The organism is Citrobacter sp. Cpo032, from assembly GCF_030332975.1.
Taxonomy (GTDB): Bacteria; Pseudomonadota; Gammaproteobacteria; order Enterobacterales; family Enterobacteriaceae; genus Citrobacter; species Citrobacter portucalensis.
The window spans coordinates 115903-129566 of sequence record NZ_JAOWGU010000031.1 but is presented as its reverse complement, the minus strand read 5'-3'; the positions used below and the strand labels follow the sequence as shown (position 1 = coordinate 129566).

The 13664-nt window shown below is 51.1% G+C and carries 11 protein-coding genes; 4 read left to right on the top strand and 7 right to left on the bottom strand.

The window, feature by feature from the left end:
• Positions 1 to 49: 49 nt before the first annotated feature.
• Together OGY33_RS01275 and OGY33_RS01270 are read left to right on the top strand one after the other, a co-directional pair.
• Positions 50 to 499, top strand: a complete 450-nt coding sequence (locus OGY33_RS01275; RefSeq protein ID WP_001023257.1) for a PcoE/SilE family metal-binding protein — start codon at positions 50 to 52, stop codon at positions 497 to 499.
• 288 nt (positions 500 to 787) lie between these two features.
• Positions 788 to 1525 (top strand): peptidoglycan DD-metalloendopeptidase family protein, encoded by a 738-nt coding sequence (locus OGY33_RS01270; protein WP_000287501.1) that lies wholly within the window; start codon positions 788 to 790, stop codon positions 1523 to 1525.
• A 33-nt stretch (positions 1526 to 1558) separates the two neighbouring features.
• Here the strand turns inward: OGY33_RS01270 and OGY33_RS01265 are convergent, their stop codons facing one another.
• From OGY33_RS01265 to silC, 7 genes are all read right to left on the bottom strand, one after another.
• Entirely contained in the window at positions 1559 to 1756 is a 198-nt protein-coding gene (locus OGY33_RS01265; protein WP_000843494.1) for a DUF2933 domain-containing protein, read from the bottom strand.
• A 40-nt stretch (positions 1757 to 1796) separates the two neighbouring features.
• Positions 1797 to 4244 carry an Ag(+)-translocating P-type ATPase SilP gene (silP, locus tag OGY33_RS01260; RefSeq protein WP_048227755.1) on the bottom strand — a complete coding sequence of 816 codons (2448 nt, stop codon included), beginning with the start codon at positions 4242 to 4244 and terminating at the stop codon, positions 1797 to 1799.
• Positions 4245 to 4370: 126 nt separating this feature from the next.
• Positions 4371 to 4811, bottom strand: a complete 441-nt coding sequence (locus OGY33_RS01255; protein WP_000758228.1) for a DUF411 domain-containing protein — start codon at positions 4809 to 4811, stop codon at positions 4371 to 4373.
• A gap of 86 nt (positions 4812 to 4897) precedes the next feature.
• Complete coding sequence (gene silA / locus OGY33_RS01250) at positions 4898 to 8044, bottom strand: Cu(+)/Ag(+) efflux RND transporter permease subunit SilA (RefSeq protein WP_000574029.1); 3147 nt, start codon at positions 8042 to 8044, stop codon at positions 4898 to 4900.
• Positions 8045 to 8054: 10 nt separating this feature from the next.
• Positions 8055 to 9347, bottom strand: a complete 1293-nt coding sequence (silB, locus tag OGY33_RS01245; RefSeq protein ID WP_000157620.1) for a Cu(+)/Ag(+) efflux RND transporter periplasmic adaptor subunit SilB — start codon at positions 9345 to 9347, stop codon at positions 8055 to 8057.
• 113 nt (positions 9348 to 9460) lie between these two features.
• Entirely contained in the window at positions 9461 to 9814 is a 354-nt protein-coding gene (cusF, locus tag OGY33_RS01240; protein WP_001246155.1) for a cation efflux system protein CusF, read from the bottom strand.
• Between the two features lie 27 nt (positions 9815 to 9841).
• Complete coding sequence (silC, locus tag OGY33_RS01235; RefSeq protein WP_000475506.1) at positions 9842 to 11227, bottom strand: Cu(+)/Ag(+) efflux RND transporter outer membrane channel SilC; 1386 nt, start codon at positions 11225 to 11227, stop codon at positions 9842 to 9844.
• A 189-nt stretch (positions 11228 to 11416) separates the two neighbouring features.
• Between silC and silR the strand changes: the two genes are divergently transcribed.
• Complete coding sequence (gene silR / locus OGY33_RS01230; protein ID WP_000697968.1) at positions 11417 to 12097, top strand: copper/silver response regulator transcription factor SilR; 681 nt, start codon at positions 11417 to 11419, stop codon at positions 12095 to 12097.
• Entirely contained in the window at positions 12090 to 13571 is a 1482-nt protein-coding gene (gene silS, locus OGY33_RS01225; protein WP_000555736.1) for a copper/silver sensor histidine kinase SilS, read from the top strand. Before silR ends, silS begins: the two co-directional genes overlap by 8 nt.
• Positions 13572 to 13664: the final 93 nt, after the last annotated feature.

Below are 13664 nucleotides of genomic sequence, written 5' to 3'. Positions count from 1 at the left end.
ATATATGATCATAAGGACATCTTTTATGTACCTCAGAAGGTAATTACACATGAATATATTAATCACGACCACTGCGTTTACAGCTTTATTTTGTGGGGCAGCTTTTGCTCAGTCCAGTGATATTGCCCATGAAGCACATCGATTTGTTAATAATGCCTCAGCCGTCAGTCATGTGAATTCCTCGACGCATGAAAACTTACCGGACAGGGTTAATAAAAACAACACGCCCTCATTCTCTGAAATGAATGAACATGAAAGGGCCATTGTTGCTCATTCATTTATGAACAACAGCGCGTCCTATGCGCATCAGAAAATGATTGAGGAACATAAAAAAATGCTGTCCGGCAGTGATGCAAATTCAAAGACCTCGTCTTCTTCTTTTAACGAACTGAATGCCGGAGAAAAAGCCGCTCTCGTGCATGAGCAGGTCAATAATGCCGGTGCGGAAGCACATCAGACGCAGGCAAGAAAGCTTCGCGGGCTGTATTCGACCAGGTAACTGCAGGCGGGTTAGTGCTTAGCGTCAGGTGCGCAGCAGGGCTTTACTGACGGGTTACGTAGCAGGACATGAGCCCCATATTGCTCTGCCGTAACCTGTTTCAGTCCCGTTAATCATCACCGTCGGGCTGGTCATACAGTTCCCAGAGCTTCAGGAGCAAACGGGAAACAAGATATGTTACAAAAATGACGACCATCAACGGTGCTCCCGATTAACTGACAGATGACACGCCTCCTGAAAACCCCTAGCATACGCCGCAGTGTTCATGCTAACGGCGAATTCCAGTAAATGTATTCTACCGATGTCGTAAAAGAAAATGCCTACCTTTCAGCCACCCGCTCGGGGCTGGAATCGAACGAGATCGCTACTCTTCAGCGCTCCTTGCCTTCCCGGTTTAATCTGCGGCATTTGAAAAAAAATGAATCATTAAAACTCGTACTGCAAAAGAAAGCGGGAAAATCACGTGTCGTGGCCTATAAATTTACGTCCGGTTCATTTAATTACACGGCGTATCGTATATCAGATAAAAAGTTCTATAACCTTTCCGATACTTCCGGGAAAGGCAGTCTCGATTATCCGTTACCGGCCACAGCAAGACTCAGTTCGCCTTTCAATCCTGCAAGACTTAACCCGGTATCGGGAAAAGTGAGTCCCCATAATGGCATTGATTATTCCATGCCCATGAACACGAAAATAGTCAGCGTCATCGACGGAAAAATCACCCGGGCCGAATACAACAGTACCATGGGATATTTTGTTGAAGTAACGGGAAAAGCCGGTGTTAAAACTCGCTATCTCCACCTCAATAAAATACTCGTTACTAAAGGGGCCAGGGTTACACGGGGAGGTGCTATTGCGTTATCCGGTAACAGCGGACGTTCATCCGGTCCTCATCTGCATTACGAGCTGGTCATCAATAACAACCCTGTTAACTCTCTGGCGTTCCGGGCAGCGGCACCCGCTGATAACAAACTCGAACAGCATGCCTTTGCGCATGCCAGAGACTACGAACGATACCTGGACTGATAACGGGACCGCGACGCGGCCCCGTCTGCCGGATTAATTTTTTTTATCGTTTTCACTTCCGTGATGTTGATGATCTCCATGCCCTCCGTGGCCGTGGAAAAGATGCATTAGCGGGCAGACCAGCAATAACAGATATGGCCAGTAACCTGCCACATGTGACCAGTGTTCGCGCAGGAGGGCAAATGCCGCGATCGCGGCGACAGCAATAAGCGCATAGGTGGTACTTTTCATACTGGACTCCTTCTGTTCGTAACTGACCCTTCACTCAGTGTTATTTCCCGAGCCTGACACTTTTCAGACGCAACGCATTCACAATGACGCTGACGGAGGAAAGAGCCATGGCCGCCGCCGCAATAACTGGCGACAGCAGTATTCCATACACAGGATAAAGCAGACCTGCAGCCACAGGCACGCCAAGTGCGTTGTAGATAAATGCAAAAAACAGATTCTGACGGATATTTTTCATGGTGATCTCTGACAGATGACGGGCCCTGTTCAGTATCATCAAGTCGCCTTTGAGAAGGGTGACTCCGGCACTTTCAATTGCCACATCTGTACCCGTTCCCATGGCTATACCCACGTCAGCCGCTGCCAGCGCCGGGGCATCATTCACACCGTCTCCGGCCATCGCAACCACATGGCCAGACTCTTTCAGTCGGGTTATCACTGCTTTTTTGCCATCCGGCAGAATTCCGGCTTCAACCTCATCTATTCCCAGTTTCCGTGCGACTGCTTCAGCAGTAAGCTGGTTATCCCCGGTGAGCATAACGATGCGGATCCCCGCCTGACGCAAAGCTTTAAGCGCATCCGGCGTGGTTGTTTTCACGGGATCCGAGATAGCTATCAGGCCTGCAAGGTCCCCGTCTGTGGCCACATAGATAACGGTAGCGCCTTCCATCCGCAACGTATCCGCAACGGCCTTTTGATTATCAATAACTATACTGTTTTCCTGCATAGCCAGTTCATTACCAATAACAACCCGTTGACCTTCGACATCGCCTGAGACACCTTTACCCGACGGTGCATCGAAATGAGTGACTGCGGGTATTGCGATCCCCTTTTCCTGTGCTGCTTTAACTACTGCCATACCCAGCGGATGCTGCGAGCCTTTTTCCACTGCGGCTGTTACACGCAAAAGAGATGTTTCCCCACCCGGATTGAGACTGATAATCCCTGTCACCGTAGGCGAACCTTCCGTGAGCGTGCCTGTTTTGTCGACAACCAGCGTGTCCACTTTTTCAAGACGCTCAAGGGCTTCGGCATTCCTGATTAACACCCCGGCCTGGGCTCCTTTGCCCACCCCCACCATTATCGACATCGGCGTGGCCAGCCCCAGCGCGCAGGGACAGGCAATAATCAGGACCGACACAGCCGCAATGAGACCGTGCGCCATCCTGGGCTCGGGCCCCCTGACAGACCAGATCACGAAAGCAACAACCGCGATAAGTATCACCAGAGGAACAAACCAGCCTGAAACGCTGTCAGCCATTCTCTGGATGGGGGCACGCGAACGCTGTGCATCAGCGACCATCTGAACAATTCGTGAGAGCATTGTTTCATCACCGACTTTCTCTGCACGGATGATGAGACTCCCTGTCTGATTAATGGTCCCCCCGATGACAGGGTCACCCTCCGTTTTGGTAACCGGCATAGATTCCCCGGTCACCATCGATTCATCAACGGTTGTTTTGCCTTCGATCACGATACCGTCGACCGGAATACTCTCTCCAGGTCTGATGCGGAGCTTATCGCCAGGCAGGACATCTTCCGCATTAATATCCGTTTCATGACCGTCATGATCCAGCCGTCTGGCGGTTTTGGGGGCAAGGTTCAGAAGCGCAGTAATGGCGCCTGAGGTTTGTTCCCGTGCCCGCAGCTCAAGAACCTGTCCCAGCAGAACAAGCACCGTAATAACTGCTGCGGCTTCAAAATAAACGGCCACCAGGCCATCCATGTTTCTGAACGATGCAGGAAACCAGGAGGGGAAGACGGTTGCAATGACGCTGTAAACCCAGGCTACGCCGGTCCCCATTGCAACAAGGGTAAACATATTCAGGGAGCGGTTACGTAACGACATTCCGGCCCGGGCGAAGAATGGCCAGCCACACCACAACACGACAGGGGAGGCCAGAAGCAGCTGCAGCCATGTGTTGTACTGTGGCGGTACTGTATTCCTCAACTCGGGAAACAGATGAGATCCCATTTCGAGTACCAGAACCGGAAACGCCAGCAACAACCCCAGCCAGAAGCGTCTTGTCATGTCGTGAAGTTCATCACTCGGCCCCGTGGATGCCGTAGCTACGAGCGGCTCCAGTGCCATTCCACAGACAGGACAGCTTCCGGGACCACTGCGGCGTATCTCCGGGTGCATCGGACATGTCCACACACCTTCAGAATTCTCTTTTTCCGCCTGGTGGTGAGGCTGTTTTATCTGATCAGGGCTGACTTCGTGATGATCGTGGTGATGGTGATGGGAATGTTCACTGGCATCTTCGGTAAGATAACGATCGGGATGGGCTTTAAATTTACTCTCACAGCTGGCGGAGCAGAAATAAAGTTGATGGTCCTGGTATCGAATGCTGCTGTGCGCCCTGTCGGGCAGGATGGCCATCCCGCACACGGGATCTCTCACCTTATGCAATACGTGGCCCTCGTCCGGGGATAATGTCTGCTCAGAAGCAGTCTGGTTGTTGTGTTGCACTGCATTGTCATTTTTCACAGTAACTCTCCTTATGCATACCGAAGCATCTTCTGTCTTCAGGGTATGTCATGGATGCGATTACCACGAATATCGCCGGCACAGGAGTGCCTGCTACCGGCGTCCCGTTATCAGCCGTTCCGCTGACTATTCGATTCGCTGGAAGACTTTTTTACTTCCATCCGGTGAGAATGCGATAACATCGTAAGCCTCTTTTCGGGCTCCCATCTCCATTCCAGGACTTCCTGCTGGCATACCGGGGGTGGCGAGACCGTATATACCTGAACCAGACTGCATTGCCTTATGTATCGTTGTCGCAGGCACATGGCCTTCAATGATCAAATTACCGGCAACCGCGGTATGACAACTTCGCAGTCCTGCAGGAATAGCATGCTTTTCTTTCAGGGCTGACAGCGCCTGATCATTCATGACGTGAGTTCGTACTTCAAACCCGTCTTTTTCCATCGCCTTGCCCCACAGGGAACAACAGCCACAGTTTTCAGATTTGTACATATCAATCACTTTTTCACTCGCCATCGCGGGCAGTGAAAGGCCGAGAGCCAGCGCCATCAGAACCACTTTTTTCATACTCACCTCTGTATATTATCGATTTAAACCCTGACGTCAGGGTGAATCAGTAAAGAAGGACACCCACAGGGGGTGCCCTTTCAGGTTCAGGACACGCTTTTTTTATGTCTGCGCAGCCAGATTAATTTGTAGGCGGCAGGAATAATGAACAGGGACAGCAGCGGAGCCGTGATCATCCCACCAATCATGGGTGCCGCGATACGGCTCATGACTTCTGAACCTGCACCGGTTCCCCAGAGTATTGGCAGCAGACCCGCAATGATCACCGCCACGGTCATGGCTTTCGGCCGGACACGCAGTACGGCACCATGATAGAGGGCTTCATCAAGGCCTTCCGGTGTGAACGTCTCTTTACGGGACAATTCCGGGTGCGCTTCAATGGCATGACGCAGATACATCAGCATGACCACGCCAAACTCTGCTGCCACCCCGGCCAGAGCGATAAACCCCGTTCCGGTTGCGACAGACATATGGAAGCCCTGCCAGTACAGGAACCATATCCCGCCAACCAGGGCGAACGGCAGGCTCATCAGGATCAGCAGGGCTTCATCAACCCGGCGGAATGCCAGATACAACAGGATGAAGATGATCATCACCGTCATCGGCACCATCAGCTTCAGTTTCTTGTTGGCATGCTCAAGCAGTTCAAACTGTCCGGAGAATGACACGCTGGTACCCGGTCTCAGTTTCACTTTCTGACTGATCGCCGTTTTAATGTCATTAACCACCGACACCATATCCCTGCCGCGCGCGTCAATGTAAATCCAGCTGGCTGGACGGGCATTTTCCGTTTTCAGCATAGTCGGCCCGGAAACGACCTTAATATCCGCAACATCGCCCAGCGTGATCTGCTGCTTCATCGGGGTCAGGATCGGCATCTGTTTCAGGGCCTGCGGGCTGTTCCGGTAATCCTGCGGATAGCGGATATTAATCGGGTACCGGGCCACGCCTTCAACCGTTTCCCCTACCGTCGCGCCGCCGATGGCTGATGAGATGAACAGCTGCACATCGCCCACCGTCATTCCGTAGCGGGAGGCTTTTTCCCGGTTGATATCCACATCAATGTAGCGCCCGCCTTCCAGTCGCTCTGCGAGAGCAGACACTACGCCGGGTACGGTTTTGGCGACCGCTTCGATACTCTGCGCCGTTGCATCGATATCGGACAGAACCGTTCCGGACACCTTGATACCTATCGGGCTTTTGATCCCGGTTGAGAGCATATCAATACGGTTACGGATTGGCGGCACCCAGAGGTTTGCCAGCCCCGGTAAACGGACGGTCCTGTCGAGTTCTTCAATAATCTTGTCAATCGTCATGCCTGGACGCCACTGATCCTCAGGTTTGAGCTGGATCGTGGTTTCAACCATTTCGAGCGGTGCGGAATCCGTGGCGGTCTCTGCTTTACCGGTCTTGCCAAATACAGAGGCCACTTCAGGAACGCTTTTGATTAACTTGTCCGTCGTCTGCAGGAGCGCTGCAGCTTCAGCCGGAGAGACACCCGGCAGGGTCGACGGCATATACAACAGGTCGCCCTCGTTAATCTTCGGCAGAAACTCACCGCCCACCTGGCTCAGCGGCCAGATAACGGTGAAAATGGACAAGGCCGCAACCAGCAGGGTTGTTTTTGGCCAGTGGAGAACCCGCAACAGCAATGGATGATACGCTTTGATCAGTACCCGGTTCAGGGGGTTACTGGTCTCTGCAGGAATTTTCCCCCGGATCCAGAATCCCATCAGAATCGGAATGACGATGATGGCCAGCGCGGCCGCGCCCGCCATGGAGTACGTTTTCGTGAATGCCAGCGGGCCAAACAGACGTCCTTCCTGACCTTCCAGGGTAAAGATAGGAATAAAGGACAGGGTGATGATCAGCAGGCTGATAAACAGTGCGGGTCCCACTTCAACGGAGGCATCGGTAATCACCTTCCAGCGGGTGGCGTTGTCAATCTGCTCACCCGGATGCTGATGATCCCACTCCTCAAGCCGCTTATGCGCATTCTCAATCATCACAATGGCGGCATCCACCATCGCACCGACGGCAATCGCTATCCCTCCCAGCGACATGATATTGGCGTTCAGTCCCTGGAAGTGCATGACGATAAAGGCGATACACAGACCAAGCGGCAGAGAGATAATCGCCACCAGGGCAGAACGTACGTGCCACAGGAACAGGGCACAGACGATGGCCACCACGATAAACTCTTCCAGAAGTTTGGAACTGAGGTTATCAATCGCCCGGTCGATGAGCTGGCTGCGATCGTAGGTGGTCACGATTTCAACGCCTTCCGGCAGGCTGGCCTTCAGCGTCTCAAGTTTATCCCTCACTGCCGTGATAACGTCGCGTGCATTTTTACCCGACCGCAGGATCACCACGCCGCCAGCGACTTCGCCCTGGCCGTTCAGCTCGGCAATACCACGCCGCATTTCAGGCCCGGTCTGCACGCGGGCAACATCCCGCAGATAAACCGGCACGCCGTTCTCGCCTGTTTTCAGGACGATGTTATTAAAATCATCAATGCTCTGAAGATAACCGCTGGCACGGACCATATACTCAGCTTCGGCCATTTCAACGGATGAGCCACCGGCCTCCTGGTTAGACGATTCAAGGGCCTGTTTCACTTCGGGCAGGCTGATACCATACTGAGACAATTTTACCGGATTGACCTGAATCTGGTACTGTTTCACCACGCCGCCAACCGAAGCGACCTCAGCCACGTTCGGGATGGTTTTCAGCTCAAATTTCAGGAACCAGTCCTGCAGAGAACGCAGTTCTGAAAGGTCGTGTTTTCCGCTGCGATCGACAAGGGCATATTCAAATATCCAGCCCACCCCCGTGGCGTCCGGACCGATTTCAGAACTCACACCGGCGGGCAGTTTTCCCTGTACCTGGTTCAGGTACTCCAGCACGCGGGAACGGGCCCAGTACAGATCGGTGCCGTCTTCAAAAATGACATACACATACGAATCACCGAACTGTGAAAAACCACGCACGGTTTTTGCGCCAGGCACGGACAGCATGGTGGTGGTAAGTGGATAGGTGACCTGGTTTTCTACAATCTGCGGGGCCTGGCCGGGATAGCTGGTTTTGATAATGACCTGCACATCTGACAGGTCAGGCAAGGCATCGACAGGCGTGTTAATAATCGTCCATGTGCCCCAGATGCTGAGAAACAGGGCCCCCATCATGACCAGGAAACGGTTGGCGACAGAGCGCCGGATAATCCATTCAATCATCGTCGTCTCCTCAGTGCCCTGAATGCATATTTACAGGCTGGTCAGACATTGCTGGCATACTGCTTTCTGTTTTTTCAGGGTGGCGCATACGTTCCAGTGCGCCCGTAATATTGGCTTCAGAGTCAATGAGGAACAGGCCACTGACCACCACGGTATCGCCTTCATTCAGGCCGGAGCCGATGCCGGACTGTTGCTGTGACTCATGCAGAACGTGGATCTGTTTCGGCACAAACTTGCCTTCATCATCAACAGTAATCACGCGCTGTTCTTTGCCGGTATCGATAACGGCCTGGCTTGGTATCAGCAGCATCTCCTGGCTTCTGGTATTCAGTTTCAGATAGGCATTCATGCCCGGCTTGAGAAACTCATCCTTATTAGAAACCTGGAGACGGACCTGAAGCGTACGGGTTGTCTGATCCACGCTGGGAAGAATATTCCATTTTTCGACATGGAATGTTTTATCCGGATAAGCCGGTACCGAAATTTCAAACTGCGACGTATCTTTCAGCAGATAGGCGATAGATTCTGGCACTGCAGCGCTGATCCAGACCGGGTCCATTCCCTGAATTTGAGCCACCACCTTATCTTTCGAAATATTCATGCCGGTGCGCAGGTCAAATGCAGTAATGACACCATCAATAGGTGCTTTAATGGTAAAACGGGTCTGAATGCTCCGGGTAGAACGCAGTCTCTGAATATCCTCTTCCGGCATACCTGCCAGGCGAAGCCGTTCCAGAACGCCTTTAATTTGCGTGGAAGTACCACCGGTGCTGGATAACAGAAGGAATTCACTCTGTGCTTCCACCCAGTCCGGAATGGTAATATCGATAAGTGGCGTCCCCTTCTTCACATGATCGCCAATCGTCATGGGGTAGACTTTTTCGACAAACCCGTCAGAACGCGCCTGCACAATAACAAACTGATACTCGTTATAGCTGACATTAGCCGGGATTGTCTGAGAATAATTCAGCATTCCTCGCGTGACTTTTTGCGTTTTTAATCCCAGATTCTGAACCTGGGTTGGGTCGATACGGATCCCGCCACTGCTTTTATCGCCACTGTCATCAGCATATTTTGGCACCAGGTCCATATCCATAAAGGGCGATTTTCCGGGTTTATCAAATTTGGTATCCGGTTTCATTGGGTCATACCAGAAAAGCACCTTTCGTTCCGGTGCCTTTTGTTCTGTTTTTTCTGTCTTTTGTGCTGAGTTTACATACTGCCAGGCAGTAACCGATATCAGCCCCCCTGCTATGAGGCTGCTGATAATTATTGCAGCATATTTTATCTTTAAAGAAGCCATACAATTTTCCGCTAAAAAATCAAAACACCTGGCATATGCGCCTGACGGTTAACTCACACATATACCTATGTGAATGTACAGGCGCACAGGATGTAATCGCTCCGGACAGCCAATCAGGACTGCGTCACGTTAATGCTTTTGAGTAAGGAGATATTGCCCTGCTGAATAAACGAGAAATCGACATGGTTGCCTGTTTTCAGGGCATTAATAGCATCGTCTGCATTAACAAAAGTAAAGCGCATGGTCATTGCAGGCCAGCCCACCGCTGGAATTGCTTCATGCGAAATGGTGATTTTCTTAGTATTCATATCAATGTCTTTAACGACACCGGTGCCCTTGATAACTTGCTGTACCGAAGCATCACTGGCAGTATTCATATCGCCATGCTGATGTGTTTCAGCATGAAGACCGGCAGAAAACATGACAGAGAAGGCACCAAATAAAACGGCTTTAAGTGAATTACGCATTTTAATTTCCTGATTAATTAAATAAATTTACTCTACCCAACCGCCACCCAGCGCGGTAAACAGATTAATTTCGTTAACCTGCCGGGAATAGGTAAGATCGAGAATGGTTTGCTGGGTAGCGAAGAGGGAACGTTCTGCATCCAGCACTTCGATGTAACTGACAGCACCACTTGCATACAATCCTCTGGCACGCTGGAGAGTTATCTGAAGTGAATCAAGATAACGCTGCTGTGACTCAAGTTGCTGGCTAAGGCTGTCGCGCAGCGCAAGCGTGTCGGAAACATCCTTAAAGGCTGACTGAATCTTTTGTTCGTAATTAACCACCGACTGTTGCTGGCGAATTTCAGCCAGCTTCAGATTGGCTTTATTCCTGCCAGCATTAAATATAGGAATTTCAATTTTAGGGATAAAATTCCACATTCCACTTCCTGACGTAAACAGGCTGGACAGCTCCGTACTGCTTGCGGAAAGACCACTGGTCAGGGTAATTGAGGGGAAAAAGGCCGCTCGCGCTGCGCCAATATTGGCATCAGCCGCTTTCAGCTGATATTCCGCTTCCATAATATCCGGTCGCTGCAGCAAAATTTGTGAAGACAGATTTGGTGGCAATTTTACTGGGGCTATCTCCCCGCCTTTCATCCCTTTTTCTGACGGAAGTGCGCGGTACGTTCCCAGCACCAGTTGCAGGGCATTGTTTGCCTGAGCCAGATCGCCTTCTCGTTTGGCTATTTCGGCGCGGGTACTTTCGATTTGTCCTCGCGCCTGTTCAAGTGCCAGAACGTTCGTACTCCCGGTCACGAGCTGCTGCTCAACGAAAGCATAGGACTGTTGATAATTTTTCAGCGTTTCCCGCGCAATACGAAGTTGTTCGTACGCCAGTTGCTGGCTGAAATAGCTTTGTGAAACGTTGGATACCAGCAGGATGTGTACGGCCCGACGGGCTTCTTCGCTGGCAAAGTAGTTCTGGCGATCAGCATCACTCATGTTCTTAAGTTTGCCGAAAAAATCGAGCTCATAGCTGAGCTCCAGTCTCGCGTCGTACTCCTGTGTGGTCGGCTTGTCACCTTTCAGACCACCGCTGTATGTTATCCCGGATGAGGCATTCAGCTGGGGATAACGATCTGCATCCGTGACGTTGAACTGGGCTCGGGCCTCTTCAACCTTCAGGGCAGCCATTCTCAAATCACGGTTATTAGTCAGAGCTTCACCGATCAACCGGGTAACCTGGGGATCGACAAAAAAGTTACGCCAGCCCGTATCCTGATAGCCATTTACCGCTGGCGTCAGGCTGTTATGGGACAGTGAAAACTGCTGGGGTACCGGTGCTGCGGGCCGCTGATATTCAGGCGCAAGCGACACGCAGCCTGCCAGGATGAATATCGTGCTAATGCTGAGTAATTTTAATTTGAACATAACGCTTCTCGTCCAGGCAGACCTGGTAAATGGTTCAAATGAAGTCCAGAGTATTGATAGGGGTACTTTACCTAACGCTCTCTGTTTGCCGGGTGACAGGATAATGACAATGTTGTCATTTTTGCTGTAATCCGTTGATAACGATCGTGGGCGCAATAGAATGACATTAGCAGCCAGCCGGGGAGCAAGATGAAAATATTGATCGTCGAAGACGAAATTAAAACAGGTGAATATCTCAGCAAAGGGCTTACAGAGGCAGGGTTCGTAGTGGATCACGCTGATAATGGTCTTACCGGATATCATCTCGCCATGACAGCCGAGTATGATTTAGTCATTCTGGATATCATGCTACCTGATGTGAACGGCTGGGATATCATCCGCATGCTGCGCACTGCCGGAAAGGGTATGCCGGTCTTACTGCTGACAGCCCTCGGCACGATCGAACATAGGGTCAAAGGACTGGAACTGGGTGCGGACGATTATCTGGTTAAACCCTTTGCGTTTGCCGAACTGCTCGCCCGGGTGAGAACCCTTCTGAGGCGGGGAAACACGATGATCACGGAAAGCCAGTTTAAGGTGGCTGACCTCTCGATTGATCTCGTATCCAGAAAAGTCAGTCGCGCCGGAAACCGCATTGTGCTCACCAGTAAAGAGTTCAGCCTGCTGGAATTCTTCATTCGCCATCAGGGAGAGGTTCTTCCCCGCTCCCTGATTGCCTCTCAGGTCTGGGACATGAATTTTGACAGCGACACTAATGCGATCGATGTCGCAGTAAAGCGACTCCGCGCTAAAATAGACAACGATTACGAGACAAAGCTGATCCAGACAGTCCGGGGCGTGGGCTACATGCTGGAGGTCCCGGATGCATAGCAAACCTTCCAGACGCCCTTTCTCACTCGCTCTGCGGCTGACCTTTTTTATCAGCCTGTCCACGATACTGGCTTTTATCGCATTCACCTGGTTTATGCTGCATTCTGTTGAAAATCATTTTGCCGAGCAGGATGTCAGCGATCTTCAACAAATCAGCACCACACTGAACCGTATACTGCAGTCCCCGGTGGATCCGGATGATAAAAAAATAAGCAAAATAAAGGAATCAATTGCCAGCTACCGCAACGTTGCCCTTTTGCTCCTCAATCCCAGGGGGGAAGTGCTCTTTAGCTCAGCTCAGGGGGCGGCACTACGCCCGGCAGTGAATTCAGCAGATTTTAGCGAGCACAGCCGCGCACGGGATGTCTTTCTCTGGACGGTGGAGGATCCTGCGGGACCGATGGATACCGGGTCCGAAATGAAGATGGAAACATACAGGATTATCGCCTCCTCTGGTCAGGCGATATTTCAGGGCAAACAGCAGAACTATGTCATGCTGACTGGCCTATCCATTAATTTCCATCTCCATTACCTCGATGCGCTGAAAAAGAACCTGATTGCGATTGCCGTCGTGATAAGCCTGTTGATTGTTCTGATCATTCGAATCGCTGTCCGTCAGGGGCACCTGCCCCTTCGTAATGTCAGCAATGCCATTAAAAACATCACCTCCGAGAATCTTGATGCGCGACTGGAACCGACACGCGTTCCCATTGAGCTGGAGCAACTGGTTATCTCGTTCAATCATATGATTGGAAAGATTGAGGATGTCTTTACCCGCCAGGCCAATTTCTCTGCCGATATCGCGCATGAGATCAGAACGCCCATCACCAATCTGGTGACGCAGACTGAAATCGCACTGAGTCAGGATCGAACACAGAGGGAACTTGAGGATGTCCTCTATTCCAGTCTTGAAGAGTATAACCGGATGACCAAAATGGTCAGCGATATGCTGTTCCTGGCACAGGCAGATAATAATCAGCTGATACCTGACAGGGTCATGTTTGACCTCAGAGCGGAAGTCATGAAAGTCTTCGAGTTTTTCGAAGCCTGGGCCGAAGAACGCAATATCACGCTCAAATTTAACGGGATGCCCTGCCTGGTTGAGGGAGATCCACAAATGTTCAGAAGGGCGATCAATAATCTGTTATCCAATGCCCTGCGTTATACCCCGGAGGGACAGGCAATCACCGTCTCAATAAGAGAGCAGGAGAGCTTTTTTGACCTTGTGATTGAAAATCCGGGGAAACCAATCCCTGAAGAGCATTTATCAAGGTTGTTTGACCGTTTTTATCGGGTGGATCCGTCCAGACAACGAAAAGGAGAAGGCAGCGGCATCGGCCTTGCGATTGTGAAGTCAATCGTGGAAGCACATCACGGAAGAGTGCAGGTGGAATCGGACGTACACTCAACGCGTTTTATCTTATCCGTGCCCAGACTGGAGAAAATGATTCCGGACACCCAGTGCTGGGAATAAAGATTTAAATGACAAAGATGTCATTAGCCTGTCATGCAGCAAACAGAAGCCATTCGATATAATTAGTGCAACTTATCAGGAAGGCTGGATTGC

What these genes read in the sequence shown, in the direction of transcription:
- OGY33_RS01275 (WP_001023257.1), top strand. Translation starts at nt 50, where the DNA reads ATGAATATATTAATCACGACCACTGCGTTTACAGCTTTATTTTGTGGG.
- OGY33_RS01270 (WP_000287501.1), top strand. Translation starts at nt 788, where the DNA reads ATGTATTCTACCGATGTCGTAAAAGAAAATGCCTACCTTTCAGCCACC.
- OGY33_RS01265 (WP_000843494.1), bottom strand. Translation starts at nt 1,756, where the DNA reads ATGAAAAGTACCACCTATGCGCTTATTGCTGTCGCCGCGATCGCGGCA.
- OGY33_RS01255 (WP_000758228.1), bottom strand. Translation starts at nt 4,811, where the DNA reads ATGAAAAAAGTGGTTCTGATGGCGCTGGCTCTCGGCCTTTCACTGCCC.
- silA (WP_000574029.1), bottom strand. Translation starts at nt 8,044, where the DNA reads ATGATTGAATGGATTATCCGGCGCTCTGTCGCCAACCGTTTCCTGGTC.
- silB (WP_000157620.1), bottom strand. Translation starts at nt 9,347, where the DNA reads ATGGCTTCTTTAAAGATAAAATATGCTGCAATAATTATCAGCAGCCTC.
- cusF (WP_001246155.1), bottom strand. Translation starts at nt 9,814, where the DNA reads ATGCGTAATTCACTTAAAGCCGTTTTATTTGGTGCCTTCTCTGTCATG.
- silC (WP_000475506.1), bottom strand. Translation starts at nt 11,227, where the DNA reads ATGTTCAAATTAAAATTACTCAGCATTAGCACGATATTCATCCTGGCA.
- silR (WP_000697968.1), top strand. Translation starts at nt 11,417, where the DNA reads ATGAAAATATTGATCGTCGAAGACGAAATTAAAACAGGTGAATATCTC.
- silS (WP_000555736.1), top strand. Translation starts at nt 12,090, where the DNA reads ATGCATAGCAAACCTTCCAGACGCCCTTTCTCACTCGCTCTGCGGCTG.